General features: G+C 47.7%; 10 protein-coding genes. 7 read left to right on the top strand and 3 right to left on the bottom strand.

Annotated features, from left to right (window positions below; translation table 11 throughout):
- The first annotated feature begins 22 nt into the window (after positions 1 to 22).
- The 7 genes from I2494_RS16635 to I2494_RS16605 all read left to right on the top strand — a co-directional run bounded on the left by I2494_RS16635 (position 23) and on the right by I2494_RS16605 (position 7,879).
- Entirely contained in the window at positions 23 to 553 is a 531-nt protein-coding gene (locus tag I2494_RS16635; RefSeq protein WP_218468058.1) for a DUF4303 domain-containing protein, read from the top strand.
- Between the two features lie 281 nt (positions 554 to 834).
- Positions 835 to 2,508, top strand: a complete 1,674-nt coding sequence (menD, locus tag I2494_RS16630) for a 2-succinyl-5-enolpyruvyl-6-hydroxy-3-cyclohexene-1-carboxylic-acid synthase (RefSeq protein ID WP_218468059.1) — start codon at positions 835 to 837, stop codon at positions 2,506 to 2,508.
- Positions 2,508 to 3,290 (top strand): 2-succinyl-6-hydroxy-2,4-cyclohexadiene-1-carboxylate synthase, encoded by a 783-nt coding sequence (menH, locus tag I2494_RS16625; protein WP_218468060.1) that lies wholly within the window; start codon positions 2,508 to 2,510, stop codon positions 3,288 to 3,290. Before menD ends, menH begins: the two co-directional genes overlap by 1 nt.
- 2 nt (positions 3,291 to 3,292) lie before the next feature.
- On the top strand, positions 3,293 to 4,150 hold the full coding sequence (menB, locus tag I2494_RS16620; RefSeq protein WP_140919320.1) for a 1,4-dihydroxy-2-naphthoyl-CoA synthase: 858 nt from the start codon (positions 3,293 to 3,295) through the stop codon (positions 4,148 to 4,150).
- The gene (gene menC / locus I2494_RS16615) at positions 4,150 to 5,121 is read left to right on the top strand and encodes an o-succinylbenzoate synthase (protein WP_218468061.1); all 972 of its coding nucleotides are present in this window, start codon (positions 4,150 to 4,152) and stop codon (positions 5,119 to 5,121) included. Before menB ends, menC begins: the two co-directional genes overlap by 1 nt.
- Positions 5,109 to 6,515, top strand: a complete 1,407-nt coding sequence (menE, locus tag I2494_RS16610; protein WP_218468062.1) for an o-succinylbenzoate--CoA ligase — start codon at positions 5,109 to 5,111, stop codon at positions 6,513 to 6,515. Before menC ends, menE begins: the two co-directional genes overlap by 13 nt.
- Positions 6,516 to 6,793: 278 nt before the next feature.
- Positions 6,794 to 7,879 carry a type I restriction endonuclease gene (locus I2494_RS16605; protein ID WP_218468063.1) on the top strand — a complete coding sequence of 362 codons (1,086 nt, stop codon included), beginning with the start codon at positions 6,794 to 6,796 and terminating at the stop codon, positions 7,877 to 7,879.
- A gap of 166 nt (positions 7,880 to 8,045) precedes the next feature.
- Here the strand turns inward: I2494_RS16605 and pabB are convergent, their stop codons facing one another.
- From pabB to I2494_RS16590, 3 genes are all read right to left on the bottom strand, one after another.
- Positions 8,046 to 9,773 carry an aminodeoxychorismate synthase component I gene (pabB, locus tag I2494_RS16600; protein WP_218468064.1) on the bottom strand — a complete coding sequence of 576 codons (1,728 nt, stop codon included), beginning with the start codon at positions 9,771 to 9,773 and terminating at the stop codon, positions 8,046 to 8,048.
- Between the two features lies 1 nt (position 9,774).
- Complete coding sequence (locus I2494_RS16595; protein ID WP_218468065.1) at positions 9,775 to 10,356, bottom strand: anthranilate synthase component II; 582 nt, start codon at positions 10,354 to 10,356, stop codon at positions 9,775 to 9,777.
- 144 nt (positions 10,357 to 10,500) lie between these two features.
- Complete coding sequence (locus I2494_RS16590) at positions 10,501 to 17,523, bottom strand: autotransporter outer membrane beta-barrel domain-containing protein (protein ID WP_218468066.1); 7,023 nt, start codon at positions 17,521 to 17,523, stop codon at positions 10,501 to 10,503.
- Between the last annotated feature and the right edge of the window lie 84 nt (positions 17,524 to 17,607).

The raw sequence follows: 17,607 nt of genomic DNA, 5'->3' as shown, positions 1-17,607 counted from the left end.
CTATGGATCGGAGATATCCACTTTGGATAAAGACAATCAAGCCTCGTTTAATGCAGTGATGTTATTTGTCAGAAATGAAGTTAGCCAATTTATTGACGCACATCCCGGAGAGGTGTTCTCCGCGTTTGCCTTTGACTGTAACATTTGGGAAGGTGTGGAACTGAATTTATGTCTGACGACTCAGGGCTATCTGAATGAGATCCTGCATTACTATCAGACGGGGGCGCGTAAGGACTATTATCAGACTGATGAAGGTATTTTAAGTCTTAAATACAATACCGGAGACTGGAAGTATCAGTGTTTCAGCAGTATGAATTGTGTGGAAGATGAGGATTACCGATATTTTGATACCGATGATAAACAGCAAAAGTATCAGTACTGGATGAATCTGTTAGCGCAAGTGATGAATGAGTTTTTGCAAACTCCGGAATATGCTGCTATTCCCAAGCTGCTGGATTTCAAAGTGTTAGTCTACGATCATGATGAAGATCCGGAAAGCAGTGAACAGCGGTTAATGGTTTTTGGTGACAGGTCAGCATTTCGTTTAAATTAGCGACAATTTCAATCATCTGTAATCACCTGAAACTAAATGTATCTTAATGTTTCTGAACTTCCCCTATTGCCATAATTCATAACAATCATGCTACAGGCAGGATGGATGAAAAGTTGCCATGGCATGAGGATTAACTTAAAAATCAATACGTTTGCTGACAAACCCGCGCCATTCGGGCATTTCATTGTCGCCACTGCATGCTTAGTGTAATATATGTGACCATTATGGATTCTATTTTTCAGCTAAATCAATAGATTAAGCTGATCTTCGGTGAACTCCCCATGTCGATAAGTGTGTTTAACCGCCGTTGGGCGGCAGTGCTATTAGAAACATTAACCCGCCACGGGGTTCAACATGTGTGTATTGCGCCGGGTTCCCGATCTACCTCTCTTACACTGGAAGCGGCGGCCAACGCCAAAATAACCTGCCATACCCATTTTGATGAGCGCGGTCTTGGCCATCTGGCTCTTGGTATCGCTAAAGTTACCGGTCAGCCGGTTGCGGTGATTGTGACTTCCGGTACGGCAGTGGCAAATTTGTATCCTGCATTGATTGAAGCCAGTCTGACAGGGGAGCGTCTGGTGTTACTGACCGCCGATCGTCCACCTGAATTAATTGATTGCGGTGCTAATCAGGCCATTCGTCAGCAGGGTATTTTTGCCGACCATCCGGGTAAATCATTGTCATTACCCCGACCTACGCCGGATATTTCAGCCGCATGGCTGGCCTCAACGCTCGATCAAGCGCTAAGTGAACAGAAACAGGGAGCATTACATATTAATTGCCCGTTTGCGGAGCCGCTGTATGGTGGTGATGCTTCTGCCTATGCTGACTGGTCTGAAACATTAGGCGACTGGTGGCAAGGCGATAAACCCTGGCTAATTAACGATAACAAACGCATGGTGACACAACAGTCGGACTGGCCTCAGTGGCGTCAGCGTCGTGGAGTGGTGGTTGCGGCACGCATGGGCGCAGAGCAGGGCAAACAGGTAGCCGCCTGGGCTAAAACGTTAGGCTGGCCGCTGTTAGCGGATGTGCTCTCCAGTAGCGGGCAGCCATTACCCTGTGCGGATTTGTGGCTGAATAACCCCAAAGCGCAGGAGATACTGGCACAGGCCGAGATGGTGGTGCAATTTGGTGCCAGCCTGACCGGTAAGCGTATGCTGCAATGGCAAGCCAGCTGTTGTCCAAAAGAGTATTGGTTGATTGATCATATTAACGGGCGTTTAGATCCGGCGAATCATTGTGGTCGCCGTTTGGTGGCTGATATCAGTGAGTGGCTGAAACTGCATCCGGCAGAAGCCCGGCAACCATGGGCTGACCAACTTACTCTCTTAGCCACACGGGCTCGCACTCATGTTACCGAATCTCTGGCACATCAGTTTGGTGAAGCGCAACTGGCCTGTCATTTAAGCGAGCTGCTGCCGGCAAACGGTGTGTTTTGGGCGGGTAATAGTCTGATTGTACGATTGATCGATGCATTGGCACAGTTACCGGCAGGCTATCCGGTATACAGTAACCGTGGAGCCAGCGGGATTGACGGTTTATTTTCTACTGCCGCAGGGGTTCAACGTGCGGCAAACAAGCCGATGCTGGCAGTACTGGGCGATATCTCCGCGCTGTACGATTTAAACTCTCTGGCGTTGATGAAACAATGTACTGCTCCGGTAGTATTGGTGGTGGTGAACAACGACGGCGGTTCGATTTTCTCACTGCTGCCAACGCCGGAAGCGGAAAGAGAGCGTTTCTATCGCATGCCGCACGGCATAAACTTTGAGCATGCTGCGGCAATGTTTGGCTTAACCTATGCCAACCCAAAAAGCTGGCAGGCGGTAAAACAAACCGTAGACGCTCACTGGCAACAGGGCGGTGTTTTGCTGTTGGAATTACAGGTAGCTCCACACGATGGCGCTGAAACATTGCGTCAGTTAGTTAACGATGTGGTGAGCTTCTGATGCTGGCAGTAACCCGCTATCCATCGGCTGCGGCAGATAACCATCAGCCCTGGCTGGTGTTTCTTCATGGATTACTGGGTGACGGGCAGGATTGGAGTAGCGTGTTACCTTATCTTAACCGCTGGTCTTGCCTCACTATTGATTTACCCGGCCACGGCAAGTCGCAGGATATCAGTGTTAACGGTTTCGAACAGTTAGGTCAGCAACTGGCTGAAACGCTGTTGGCCTGTAATATTAACCGCTATATTCTTATTGGTTACTCTCTCGGTGGTCGCAGTGCGATGTATCATACCTGCTTTGGTGAGAGTGATGGATTAGTCGGGCTGGTGGTCGAAGGGGGAAACCCAGGACTAAGTTCTGAATCGGAACGACAGGCGCGTTTACAGCATGACGGTCGCTGGGCTGAACAGTTTCGCCAGCAGCCGTTGTCAGAGGTGTTATCTCAGTGGTATCAACAGCCAGTGTTTGCCAATCTGAGCGATCAAAGCCGCCGGCAGTTGATTTTGCGCCGTAGTCACAATAACGGCGATAATGTGGCACATATGCTGGAATCGACGTCGTTAGGCTGTCAGCCACCTCTGGGTGAATTGTTAAATGCGCGGTTAAAACAGCGAAATATACCTTTTTGTTATCTCTGTGGTGAACAGGACGCAAAGTTTCAGCAAATTGCGCTTGAAAATCACTTTCCGCTGCGTATTGTAGCCGCAGCAGGTCATAATGCACATTCGGCAAACCCTGACGGTTTTGCCGCACAGTTGCTTACATTTTTGAAGGAATGCTAGTTATGCTTTATCCAAGTGAACAGGAACTCTACGCACCTATCGAATGGCAGGATTGCTCTGAAGGATTTCAGGATATTCGTTACCATAAATCAGCCGACGGTATTGCAAAAATTACTATAAACCGTCCTGAAGTGCGTAATGCATTCCGTCCTCTGACCGTGAAAGAGATGATCCAGGCGTTAGCAGATGCCCGCTATGACGATCATATCGGAACCATTATTCTGACCGGTGAAGGTGATAAGGCGTTCTGTTCCGGCGGTGACCAGAAAGTACGCGGCGATTACGGCGGTTATAAAGATGACAGTGGTACTCATCATCTGAACGTGCTGGATTTCCAACGCCAGATTCGTACCTGCCCTAAACCAATTATTGCCGCGGTCGCCGGTTACTCCATTGGTGGCGGTCATGTACTGCATATGATGTGCGACCTGACTATTGCCGCAGAAAACGCAATTTTCGGTCAGACTGGCCCTAAAGTCGGTTCTTTTGACGGTGGCTGGGGTGCTTCTTATATGGCTCGCATCGTTGGTCAGAAAAAAGCCCGTGAAATTTGGTTCCTGTGCCGTCAGTACAATGCTCAGGAAGCGCTGGATATGGGGCTGGTTAACACCGTAGTGCCTGTTGCTGACTTAGAGAAAGAGACGGTTCGCTGGTGTCGTGAAATGCTGAGAAATAGCCCGATGGCGCTGCGCTGCCTGAAAGCGGCTCTGAATGCTGACTGTGACGGTCAGGCGGGTCTGCAAGAGCTGGCCGGTAACGCCACCATGCTGTTCTATATGACTGACGAAGGTCAGGAAGGGCGCAACGCGTTTAACGAGAAACGCCAGCCGGACTTCAGCAAATTTAAGCGTAATCCATAATGCGCAAGGTCGAACTTTACCGTTTTAGCCTGCCGATGGAGGCAGGGGTGATTCTGCGCAATCAACGGCTAAAAACTCGCGATGGTTTGCTGGTTTGCCTGACAGAGAATGGCAAACAGGGGTGGGGAGAGATCTCCCCGTTACCGGAGTTTTCTGAAGAGACGTTGGAAGAGGCGGAAGCCGCTACACTGGGCTGGTTACACAGTTGGGTTAACGGCGAACAGGCGTTTGAAAGCGCACTGCCCTCCGTGGCTTTTGGTTTAAGCTGTGCAATGGGGGAGCTCTCTGGCTTTCTGCCGCAAAAAGCAGATTACCGCAAGGCACCACTGTGTAATGGCGATCCGGATGAACTGTTTGCGGTATTGGGCGCCATGCCGGGCGAAAAAGTGGCAAAAGTTAAAGTCGGCCTGTACGAAGCAGTTCGTGATGGCATGATTGTTAACCTGCTGCTGGAAGCCATTCCTGATTTGAAACTGCGTTTGGATGCTAATCGCAGCTGGACTCGCGCGAAAGCCGATGGTTTTGCCAAATATGTTCAGCCTCAGTTCCGGGATCGCATTCAGTTTCTGGAAGAGCCTTGCAAAACCCGTGATGAATCCCGCGATTTTTCTCGTGAAACAGGCATTGCCATTGCATGGGATGAGAGCGTGCGTGAAGCTGACTTTGAGGTTGAAGCAGAGCCAGGTGTTGCGGCGATTGTGATTAAACCAACGTTGGTGGGTAGCATTCAACGCTGCCATATGCTGATTGATCAGGCACACAAAGCGGGTTTAATGGCTGTGATCAGTTCTTCCATTGAAACCAGCCTTGGTCTGACCCAGTTAGCAAGAATGGCCGCATGGCTGACACCGGATACTATTCCGGGGTTAGACACGCTGTCACTGATGCAATCGCAGTTGGTACGTCCGTGGCCTGACAGTGAACTCCCTGTGCTGGATGTTGATGCGCTGGAAGTGGTATGGCGTCGTTAACTCCAACTGTTTTTAATCATTGGCCGTGGCAGCAGTGGGCAAGTGAACAGCCAAACGCCACGGCAATTATCAGAGAACAGCAGTCGATCAGCTGGCGGCGTTTAGCTGACGAAGTTAATGCCCTTTGTAGCCTGTTTTATCATCATGGTGTTCGAGCCGGGCAGGGCGTAGCGCTGAACGGCAAAAACAGCCCTGAACTGTTGTTAGGGTATCTGGCGATCTTACAACTGGGTGCCAGAGTATTACCTCTCAATCCTCAATTACCCGACGCATTACAGGCACAACTGTTACCCATTCTGAATATTGACTGGGGTTGGAGCAGCCATCCAGCGGCTTGGCCGGACAGCGTTAAGCCGCTGCCTTCATTTTATATTGAACCGCTCTCTGTCGATAATTCCGATACATCGTTGATGGCTGACTGGTCATCGGCTCAGCCATTGACCATGACGCTAACCTCCGGCTCCAGTGGGCTGCCTAAAGCCGCGGTACATACCCCACAAGCTCATTTAGCCAATGCCGCCGGGTTATTACAGCGAATGCAGTTCGACGCAGGTGACAGTTGGTTGCTCTCCCTACCGCTATTTCATGTTTCCGGGCAGGGGGTAATATGGCGCTGGTTGCAAAAAGGTGCCACGTTAGTGCAGCGTAATATGCATCCTTTAGATCAGGCGCTGGCTGGCTGTACTCATGCTTCACTGGTACCAACTCAGCTTTGGCGTTTGCTGGAACAGGATGCCAATCAGTTAGTACTTAAGCAGGTGTTGCTGGGCGGTGCGTCTATTCCCGTCGAGTTAACCGAACGCGCACAGCAGGCAGGAATCAGTTGCTGGTGTGGATATGGCATGACGGAAATGGCCTCTACGACTTGCGCCAAACCTGCCGACGCAACCGCCGGTGTAGGCATACCTTTGCCCGGCAGAGAATTACAGCTGGTGGATAATGAAATCTGGCTGCGAGGTAGCGGTCAGGCGCTGGGTTACTGGCAGCAGGGAGAAATTCAACCGCTAAGCGACAGCCAGGGCTGGTTCCATACCCGCGATCGCGGTGAGATGCGAAACGGTGAGCTGTATATCTGTGGGCGTATGGATAACCTGTTTTTCAGCGGTGGCGAAGGCATTCAGCCGGAAGACATTGAGCGGGTACTGGTGACCCATCCTCTGATTGAACAGGCATTTGTGGTGCCGGTTGATGATGTGGAATTCGGTCAGCGTCCGGTGGCAGTGGTTGATGCATTACCGGGGCTGGATTTATCTCAATTATCTTCATGGCTGGAAGGTAAAATAACCCGTTTTCAGATCCCGGATAGTTACTATGTTTTGCCTGCTGAGTTGAAGCAGGGGGGAATTAAGATCTCCCGGTTGGCGGTGAAGGAATGGGTGATGCATATAAAGTAAAAATGATAAACACCATTATTATATTTAATTAATCACTGTTTAAATATTCAGAATTACTTCTAATATACCTGTTATTTATACTAGGTTATTATTTTTATTTTTATTTTTGTTTTAAATAATCTGTATTGACATCTATTTCATATTATTTATTCTCAATAAGTTCATTAAGCTCTAATGTTATTTAAAAATTAAATGATGTAGTTACCTCACTCTTGTAATAATGGTTTTCAGAAATTTTGATTACCAGTAATTTTTATCTGGCTGTGAAAGGAATAATCATGGAATTTGTCGAAAAATTAAATAATCTTGCTGCAAAAATTAAGCAACAAGGAGCATCAATACAGACAGAAGAAGCAACAAAAAATGCGTTTATAATGCCATTTATCAACTTTGTTTTGGGATATGATGTTTTTAACCCATCAGAAGTGATTCCTGAATATGTTTGTGATGTTGGTACGAAAAAAGGTGAAAAGATTGACTATGCCATTTTAAATAATGGCAATGTTCAAATGCTATTTGAATGTAAAAAAATTGGTGAGCCGCTTAATTTAAACCATGCCGGTCAGTTATTTCGTTATTTTCATGTTACAAATGCACGTATCGCTATTTTAACCAATGGTCAGGTCTATAAGTTTTTTACAGATTTAGATGCATCCAATAAAATGGACGAAAAACCATTTTTAGAGCTGGATTTGCTCAATATTGATGAATATACAGTACCTGAACTGGTAAAACTTACAAAATCTGATTTTGATGTTGACTCAATTATTAATGCCGCTGGGGAATTGAAATATTTGAGCCAAATTAAAAAAGTGATTGCGACACAATTTACAATTCCTGAAGATGATTTCATTAAATTCATTGCAAATCGTGTTTATGATGGCATGGTAACTCAGAAAGTTAGAGAACAGTTTGGTGAATTAACTCGGAAGGCCGCAAATCAATATTTGAACGATAGGGTGAATGAACGTCTTAAATCAGCCATGAGTGGCAATGTTGTTGAGTCACCAGTGGTCACTGCTGTTCCTGAGAAAAGCTCAGACGTACATGTGGAAGAGTCTCCGGAAGATGAACGGATTGTAACAACTCAGGATGAAATCGATGGTTATCATATAGTAAAAGCTATCGTGCGCACTGCGGTTGATGCAAAACGAGTTACTATGAGAGATACGCAAAGCTATTGTGGTATTCTTTTGGACGATAATAATAGAAAACCTATCTGCAGATTGCATTTTAATCGGGCTCAAAAATATTTAGGCACATTTGATTTGGATAAAACAGAAGTCAGACATCCAATAGAATCAATTGATGATATTTATAATTTTACTGAAAAATTGCAGGAAACAGTACTTTCATATAGTTGATGAAATTAACATATTAACTGGATTATTTTGTCATAAAAATAGCGCCTCCAAGTGTTAAAAAGCAACTTAATATTTGGAGGTCTGGCAGCATTCATATCTCGATGATATGTGAATAATTCATAGTCTGTTGCTATGATTGTCTATATTTGATTATTAACGACTTGTATTAGTCGTTGCTCCACACAACTTCCCGCCACCCTCGGACACTATTAATAAACCCGACCTTCTGTGCCTGTTGGAGCTGTACTTTAGTCAGAATCGCCTCCCGAATGGTTCCCGCCTGCAATAATGCCTGTCGTTCGGTTCCCGCCAGTAGACCACAAGAGATTGCCGGAGTTAACCATTGTCCATCAATCAATAAAACCACATTACCATTTACAAACTCGGTGATTTCATCCCGCTGGTTATACAGCAAAAATTCGCGATCCAGCGTAGCCGCAGGGTAGTGATCCCGCAGGGTGGTTTTATGGTAAAGCAGGTTATTATCGCTGTGTACCGCAAAAGGAGCCCAGCAGGCAATCAATGGCTGAGTCAATGGTGTAATTGGATCACAACTTAATATCGCCTCACCGTTTTGTTCCAACAGCAGGCGAACTTTATATTCTCCCTGTTGGTGGGCAGTGGCTAACTGCTGTAGCTGCTCTGTCAGCTTATCGGCATCAAACAAAAAGTTAAAATAGCGGGCAGAAGCGGATAAGCGTTTAAGATGCAGCGCTAAAAGATGATAATCTCCATCTTTTAACAACAGGCTTTCCAGCAGTTGTTTAGGCAGTGTAACACCGCGCAAAACCTGAGCTTTATTAATCACTTCCTGATACTCATTTTCTGCGGTGGAATCCCAGGTGATGCCGCCGCCTACGCCATAACGGGCGATGCTTTTCTCTGTATCGATAATCACCGTGCGAATTGGAACGCTAAACAGTGCTTCTTTATCTGGTGTGATATAACCGATGGCTCCACAGTAGACTTCCCGGGGCTGCGGCTCAAGTTGGGATATCAACCGCATAGTGCTGGCTTTAGGTGCTCCGGTAATTGAGCCACAGGGGAATAGCGCACGGAAAATATCGGTAAGGCTGGTTTGTGGACGCGTCTGAGCGCTAATGGTTGAGGTCATTTGCCAGACGGTAGGGTATTGTTCAATATCAAACAGCGCAGGCACTTTTACGCTACCGGCAATCGCCACCTGACTGATGTCATTGCGCAGTAAATCAACGATCATCACGTTTTCTGCCCGATCTTTTTCTGAGGTTCTTAGCTGTTCCTGACGCATCAGATCGTCCTGAGCATCCAGACCTCTTTTAGCGGTTCCTTTCATTGGTTTGGCGGTCAAACGTCCCTGACGCCAGTGAAAAAACAGCTCCGGTGAAGCGGATAGAATTTTGAAACGGCCGATATCCAGACAGGCGGCATAATCTGCCTGTTGGGCGCGAAGTAGATGTTGATAAAGCCGGTCATAACCTTGTTCATCACACTTAGCGACTTTAGCTTCCAGTCGAATGGTGTAATTGGTTTGATAAGTATTACCCGCCTCAATTTCTGATTTGATGCGCAGAATAGCCTGACGGTATGCCTCTGTGGAGGTAGTCGGTTGCCATTCCGATAAAATATTCTCGAATAATTCTTCGGGTATATCGGAGGCGTTGTCAGTAAGTGGTTGCTGATACAGGCCAAACCACAATAGCGGCATATCACCCTGCGCTGGCGTTTGGTAATAGGGCTGGAATGCAGCAGCAGCTTCATAAGCAAGATATCCTGCAGCATACAGGCCGCTGTCTACGGCCTGTTCAACTTCCGCCAGTTTTGCCGTCACTTCACTGAGCTCAGAGGTAGTAATGACTTTTAGCGGATGCTCAAACAGTTGAACCTGACGATTAAAATCAAAGCGTAATTTCATATCAGGCTCCTTCACTGGTGTAAGTGGTTACAAATTGCTGCAACAGCGTCAAACCGCTTTCGGTCAGAATGGCCTCCGGATGGAATTGTACCCCTTCAATAGGCCACTGTTTATGGCGTAGCCCCATAATAATACCGTCATGAGTTATCGCCGATATCTCCAACGCCTCAGGTAGCGAAGAAGGTTCCACCATTAACGAATGGTAACGGGTAACCTGCAACGGACTGGGAAGATGAGCAAACAAGGTACGACCATCGTGGGTGATTAACTCGGTTTTGCCATGGGTTGGTACCGGGCATTTAACAATACGTGCACCAAATGCCTGTGCAATTGCCTGATGGCCAAGACAAACCCCCAATAGCGGAATAGCACCGGCAAAACTGCGAATCACCTCCAGCGTAATACCGGCATTCTCTGGTGTTCCGGGCCCGGGAGAAAGAATAATCGCCGCAGGAGCTAAAGCAGCGATTTCATTGAGCTGCAACTGATCATTCTTAACAATCCTCACATCAGAATAAGACTGACATAGATAATCGTACAGGTTATAGCTGAAGGAGTCGTAGTTATCGATGAGCAGAATCATAAGTCAGAAATTACCGCTGATGGCAGAAGGGCGAAGGGGGTTATTCTAACCGATGGAGAGCGAATGGGAAGCCTGAAAAAGAAACCCGCTGGATTGCGCCAGCGGGTTCAGAGGATCGGACATTGTTATCGCATTACAACAGGTTTACCACTTAACATTAACCCCTACCTGACCACCCCAGGATTTATTATCCCGATCGTCAAGAGATTTGCTGTAACTACCAGCGGCAGAATATCCCATGCTGTCATTGTATTGGTAGTTGGCGCCAACGCTGACTTCCGCCCAGGTGCCGTTAGATGGCTGCTTCAATTGTGTTGAATGCTTACCGGTTTTATCCACGGCGTAGGTGGTGGCATCTCCCATAAACTCATGCCACACGTCGGTTTTTGCCCAGGTTCTCAAGTAATGAGGTTTGCTATTGCTATCCTTGGCTAATGACCAGTCACGGTTGACAAGCAAACCGGTACGGGCGCGCAGCGAATCATTTTGTTTAAAACTGAAACTACCGTGATTATCTTTAGCATCATCAAACGAAATATGCTGGTAGGCCAGCTGTGCTTGTGGTTCGAGGGTTACGCCATTATTGAAGTTAAAGGCATAACCACTCTCTACAGAACCTAAAACACCAACACCGTTAGTAGAGAAGGTTTCGCTATGCTTTGAGGTTGCTTCTACATCGTAGTAAGTGGTTTGCAATACCGTGTCGGTATACCAGTTCTGTTGCCCTTGATGGGTCCAGTATAGTCCGAGGCTATAAGCTTTAGTGACGGTTGAACCAGCATTCTGCCCACGATCGTTATCAATATCCGTTTCGGTATCGCCATAGCCGAAGTAAAATCCGGTACGATCCATTGATGAATCCGCCCCTTCGCGGCGATAGATATCGTGACCTAACTGAATGCCTGACAGATAGGAATCGTATCCGGCACCGTTTTTCTCGATATTATTCGAGCCGTGTTCCGTTTTCTTACCAATAATACGTCCCCAGGCTTCAGGAATATAAGCAGAACTATCGGATTTGGCCTGTGCCTGAACCACCTTCGGTGTACACATGCCGGAGATCAGCAATTCAACTTCTTCTTTTGCCGTCAGTCCCTCTTTTTTACAGGCATCACCACCGGTTTGTACGATCTGCGGTTGAGCCGGTGTATTGCGAACATGTTGCGGCCCAAGACGGGTATCCAGTGAGCCTAACATGGTATAGGCATAGTCATTAGCCACAGGAAATACGGTTGAAGCCAGTACAATTTCAGAACGATAATCAGTATTCAGATACCAGTTATTATTCGCGGTGTTGTACTCCAGTTCGTAGTCCGAAACGCCAAATAACTGACGACCAGTGGAGAGTTGGAATGCACCTGCGTCAGAATTACTCAGGCTTTCAACCACCAAAATTTTATTTTTGGGGGCGAGGGCGGTGTTTTCACCAAGATGATTGATTTCAACGGTTGTTGGTCCACCGGTTCCCAGTCGCGCAGAGTCGACCACCATGACGTCTGAAAACAGTGATTTTCCTTTGTCATCGGCCTTCATATTGGCAACAACCCGACCACCATTAGAAACAAATACGCCACCGCCATTTTTACCTGATGTATGCCCTCCGGTAATCACCAGTGAGTTACCGGCATTAGTGGTTCCATCGGTCAGGTCAATCACGCCTGAATGGTCAAATAGTGTAACGCCTAACATTTGCCCCTGAGTGAGGGTAGCGGTATTTGCATAACTGGAGGTGAGATCCGCTGGTACATAGATTTCGTTAGTACTAACCGGATTAATGGCATAGTTGGCGGAATTTGCCAGAACTAAGGTTCCCTGGTTAATAAAGGTATTGTTGCCGCCGTTGCCCATATCCACAGAAGCAATGCCCCAGCTATCGCGTAATCCATCCCGATTGCTGTCAGAATAGTTACGCAGCAGGAAGCGATTGTAGTTGTTGATGGTGTTGTCAGCGGAACCAAACTGAGCCGAGCCGGTGAGTTGGTTATAGTTATTGACGGTAACCTGTCCTGCATTGGCAGTTGAGTAAATAACCCGATCGCTGATAGCGTCAACCACACCATAGTTATTCACTGTCAGGCGAGTTTTGTCGCTGGCTACCGCACTGCCAAGGCCGATACCAAATGAGTGACCACCGTGAACCATGGCAGTTTTACCAATATTGAGATTCCCCGTACCGGACAGTGACATGCCGATACCACCAGCACCTTGCTCTGCATTGATAAAACCGTTGTTGAAATTGATCTCTGCGGCAGTCTTAGTATTACCCGTAGATAAGTCATCAACCCAGATACCCACCCCCGTCGGCGTAATATCGGAAGATACTGGCGAAAGGGTGATGATCCCCGAATCGTAGGTAACGCTGGCTTTACCATTCGCACCGGTTGCAGCATAGATACCGTGATGGGTGCCCCCCGCGGAGCTTTGTCCGGCGTTAATTTGGTTAGTAGCCTGCACCGTTACGTTACCGGCTGCGGTGGTAGCCTGTATTCCGCTTCCGTCTGTGGCATTGATGGTTCCGGTATTACGTACCAGAAAGCTGCCAACAGGGCCGCTGCTTTCAGCGTACATACCATGCCCTTGTGCGTTAATTTGACCCAGATTATCCATTAGCAGGCTCTTAGCTACCTGACCCTGGGCTGGCTTTAACTGAGCGCTCATACCTCGACTACCATCACCTTGAGCATCAATGGTGCTTTGATTGAGCATTTTGATATCGCCAGTATTGGTTTCAGCATGCATACCATGAGCGGAGATGCCGTTGGTAATCACGGTGGCATTATTATCAAGCTGACTGGTACCGACATTTGACAGGGATGCGATACCATGAGCGCCATCACCGTAGGTTATAATCTGATTGTTATTGATAGCTGACAGACGGCCGGTATCGGTTTGACCAAAAATACCGTAGCCCTGATTGCCGTATGTGATGACGCTGCTTTGATTCACTGCATCACTGGTTCCACTTTGACTAAGGGCAGCAATGCCATAGGCGGACTCTCCGTGAGTCGTGATGCTGGCAAAGTTAGTTGCCAGAGCAGAACCGGTGTTGGTTTGAGAAAAAATACCATAACCATTATTCCCATAGGTTGTTACGCTACTCTGATTCTGCGCTTCACTTGTTCCGCTTTTACTGATGGTGCCAAGCCCATAGGCTGATTGTCCGTGAGTGGTTACATTACCCAAATTGAGCGCCAGGGCGCTACCACTCTCGGTTTCAGCACGCATACCATAGGCATTGATTCCTTCGGTGGTAATAATCTGGTTCTCCAGATTGAGGGAGAGCGCCTGAGCCAGTTGGCTAAAGGCTGAAAGGCCGTGAGCATCATTACCGTAAGTGGTGACGGTGTTTTGGTTTTTCGCCAGAGCGGTACCTTTGATATTAGAGGCATGAACACCAATGGCACCGTCTCCGTGGGTAGTGACCTGAGCATTGTTGATTGCTTCTGCACTATTACGTTGGCTTACTGCGCTTAAACCATAGCCATCAACACCAAAGGTTTCTACGTTTAGCTGGTTATAGGCCAGTGAGTCACCACTTTCGCTTTCGGCGCTAACGCCACGGGCACCAGTACCATGAGTGATGACACTTTGGTTATTGATTGCCTGAGCATGGCTGGTTTTGCTGAAAGCGTGAATACCATAGCTGTAGTCACCTTCCGTTTCGATAGTGTTATCGTTTTGCGCCAATGCACCAAGATTACTGCTGGCCGCCAGACCGTGGCTATTGTTACCGCGAGTAATAATGTTACCCGTGGTTTCGTTATAAGCGTATGCCTGGCTGTTTTGGGTAATGGCATTGACGCCATAAGCGTGATCGCCACGGGTTTCTACATTCCCCTGATTGACTGCCTGAGCAACACCTTGAATACTTTCTGCATTTAATCCGTTGCTGCCATTACCGGTGGTCAGAATAGCGTTTCTGTTGAGCGCATCGGCGCTGCTCTTATTACTCAATGCGCTGACGCCATAAGCATTATCACCATGGGTTTCAACCGTTCCGTCATTAACGGCTAAGGCCTCAGCATTGACACTGTATGCGTGTAAACCGTAGCTGCCTTTACCGTAGGTTTTAACCTCTGCATTATTATCATTTTGCACGATGGCGGTGTCATCCTGACTATAGGCGCTGACCCCGTGGGCATTTTCACCGGATTTTGCCATGATAATGCCACCGGCGATTTCACTCCCGGTAAGGATATTTCCTTTGTTGATGGCAAAGGCTTTGTTGTGCTGGCTTTGGGCATTCAGTCCATCGGCATTATTACCCGCCGTGGTAATTGAACCGAGGTTTTCTGCCTGTGCTTCGCCATGGGTACTACGGGCAGTGGCACCGTTAGATCCGTGACCAGAAGTGACTATCTGATTTAAATTGCTGACAACTGCCAGCGCCTGATAGCTTTGAGCCAGCAGGCCGTGCGCATTATTTCCCTGAGTGTGGATAATACCGGTAGTGTCATTGAGTGCTGCGGCTTTGGCATCTTCGCTAATGGCACTGGCGCCATTACCGCCATCTCCAGTGGTTGATATAGTACCGGAGTTGATCGCTACCGCTTCTTCATGGGTACTTTGCGCATATGCACCATGAGCATCAGTACCTGCGGTGTTGATGGTGGCGTTAGCTTCATTGATTGCACTGGCTTTTCCATATTGACTAACCGCATTCATACCATTGGCATTGTCGCCCTGAGTGGTTATTTTCCCCTGATTGGTTGCACTAGCCAACGAGGTGAAACTGAACGCATTAATACCATGAGCAGTATCACCGGCAGTTTTTATTTCACCGGTTGTGGTGTTAATTCCCACGGCAGTATTGAATATGCTGGTGGCATTAGCGCCATGGGCCTGCCAACCGTTAGTTTCAATTGAACCGGCATTACTGACCGTAGCTTGAGAAGTCAGGCTGAAAGCGAGCAGGCCCTGAGCCAGCGCACCCTGAGTAGTAATGCTGGCGTTTTCCTCATTGGAAGATTGCGCAGTAGAGAACAGCGATATTGACTGAGCTCCCATTGCACCCAGGCCGCTGGTAGTAATGTTGCCCTGATTGATTGTTGTTGCGGTATTAATAAGGCTTACTGCGCTTAATCCGGATCCAAAAAGACCATTGGTGGATATGGTTCCACTGCTGGTGTTAACGGCCTGAGCGCTGGAAAGCACACTAACGGCGCTGGCTCCGTGGCCGAAAACATCGAGCACGCCGGTCGAGATCTCTCCGGCATTCTCTACCGATGCTGAACCAAGAACACTTACCGCGCTCAAACCATGGCCGAAAGGTCCGTTGACCGAAATTTTACCGGTTTCACTGTTATTTGCTGTTGCGCTGCTTAACAGACTAAATGCACTGGCTCCATGACCGAAGATATCAAGCATACCGGTGGAGATTTCCCCGGCATTTTCTGCGGATGCCGATCCAACAATACTGATGGCACTCAGGCCATGGCCCAGAGGCCCGTTAACCGAAATATTACCGGTTTCACCATTAATGGCAGAAGCATTACCCAGCAGACTAAAAGAACTGGCGCCATGCCCCAGAATATCCAGTACGCCGGTGCTAACTTTACCGTGGTTTTCTGTTGTAGCGCTGCCGACAATGCTGATAGCGCTGACACCATGTCCTAACGGGCCGTTAAGATTAACTTCAGCACCTTGTTCATTGGTTGCTTTAGCATTGCCCATAATACTGATGGCACTGGCACCGTGGCCTAAAATGCCCAGTATGTTGGTTGATACTTTGCCGCTGTTTTTAGCCGTAGCATCGCCCATAACGCTAATCGCACTGGCTCCGCTGCTGAATGCACCATTAAGGCTGGCATTACCGCTATTTTCCGCAGTAGCGCCGCCGATAATACTGATAGCGCTGGCACCGTGACCAAACACGTTCAGGATATTGGTAGAAACATCACCGCTGTTTTTAGCTGAAGCATTACCGAGGATGGAAATCGCACTGGCGCCGCTACTCAGAGGGCCGTTAAGTTGAGCATTGCCGGTATTTTCTGCCGTCGCACTGCCCACAATACTGATGGCACTGGCACCGTGACCTAATATATTTAACAGGTTGGTAGACACATCACCGCTGTTTTTAGCTGAAGCATTACCGAGGATAGAAATCGCACTGGCGCCGCTACTCAGGGGGCCGTTAAGTTGAGCATTGCCGGTATTTTCTGCCGTCGCACTGCCCGTAATACTGATGGCACTGGCACCGTGACCTAAAATATTCAGCAGGCTGGTAGATACATCACCGCTGTTTTTAGCTGAGGCATTACCGAGGATGGAAATCGCACTGGCGCCGCTACTCAGAGGGCCGTTAAGTTGAGCATTGCCGGTATTTTCTGCCGTCGCACCGCCCATAATGCTAATGGCGCTGGCGCCATGACCAAACACGTTGAGAATATTGGTGGAGACTTCACCGCTATTTTTAGCTGAAGCGTCACCAAGAATGGATATGGCACTGGCACCGCTGCTTAACAGACTATTAAGGTGAGCACTTCCTTCGTTTTCTGCCGTAGCGCTACCCATAATACTGATGGCGCTGGCACCATGGCCAAACACGTCGAGAATATTGGTGGTGACCTCACCACTGTTTTTAGCCGAGGCATTACCGAGAATAGAGATTGCACTGGCGCCACTACTCAACAGGCTATTAAGTTGAGCATTACCGGTATTTTCTGCCGTAGCGCTACCCATAATGCTGATGGCGCTGGCACCGTGACCGAAAATATTCAGAACGCCAGTAGAGACATCACCGTTGTTTTGGGCGCTGGCACTGCCAATAAGCGCCATTGCATTTGCGCCACTGCTGAGTGGCCCATTAAGGCTGGCGTTACCATAATTAGTTGCACTGGCACTCCCCAGTAAACTGATAGCGCTGGAAGCATGATTAAAGATGCTGAGTGCCGAGTTAGAGACATTATTGTAGTTAGTTGAGCTTGTATCTAACAGGCCGACTTCACCCAGATTGATAAAACCCAAATCCAGATTAATTCCCAGTAGTCCCGGGCTGGCGCCATACTGCTGATTTTGTAATGCTTCAGTAGTGGTAACGTTTTGAGCACTCAGATAAGTGCCGGTTGAAGATGTGCCGGTTGTCGTATTTTCAGCAATACTTTCAAAAGAGAATAGGCTACTGGCGATAGCAATAGCTAATGTTTTTTTTAAATGAAAATTGGACATAAATAGGTTCCATCCTAAACTATTAATTATTAAATATGGTTATCAATGGGTGTTTTATATAAGTTTTGTTTTTAATCTAAATGT

It is taken from the genome of Limnobaculum allomyrinae, assembly GCF_016649425.1.
Lineage (GTDB): Bacteria > Pseudomonadota > Gammaproteobacteria > Enterobacterales > Enterobacteriaceae > Limnobaculum > Limnobaculum allomyrinae.
Note: the sequence above shows the minus strand (reverse complement) of the source record. Positions and strands in the feature narration are given on the sequence as shown.

Coding starts and splice junctions, on each gene's coding strand:
- menD (WP_218468059.1), top strand. CDS start 835: ATGTCGATAAGTGTGTTTAACCGCCGTTGGGCGGCAGTGCTATTAGAA.
- menH (WP_218468060.1), top strand. CDS start 2,508: ATGCTGGCAGTAACCCGCTATCCATCGGCTGCGGCAGATAACCATCAG.
- menB (WP_140919320.1), top strand. CDS start 3,293: ATGCTTTATCCAAGTGAACAGGAACTCTACGCACCTATCGAATGGCAG.
- menC (WP_218468061.1), top strand. CDS start 4,150: ATGCGCAAGGTCGAACTTTACCGTTTTAGCCTGCCGATGGAGGCAGGG.
- menE (WP_218468062.1), top strand. CDS start 5,109: ATGGCGTCGTTAACTCCAACTGTTTTTAATCATTGGCCGTGGCAGCAG.
- I2494_RS16605 (WP_218468063.1), top strand. CDS start 6,794: ATGGAATTTGTCGAAAAATTAAATAATCTTGCTGCAAAAATTAAGCAA.
- pabB (WP_218468064.1), bottom strand. CDS start 9,773: ATGAAATTACGCTTTGATTTTAATCGTCAGGTTCAACTGTTTGAGCAT.
- I2494_RS16595 (WP_218468065.1), bottom strand. CDS start 10,356: ATGATTCTGCTCATCGATAACTACGACTCCTTCAGCTATAACCTGTAC.
- I2494_RS16590 (WP_218468066.1), bottom strand. CDS start 17,523: ATGTCCAATTTTCATTTAAAAAAAACATTAGCTATTGCTATCGCCAGT.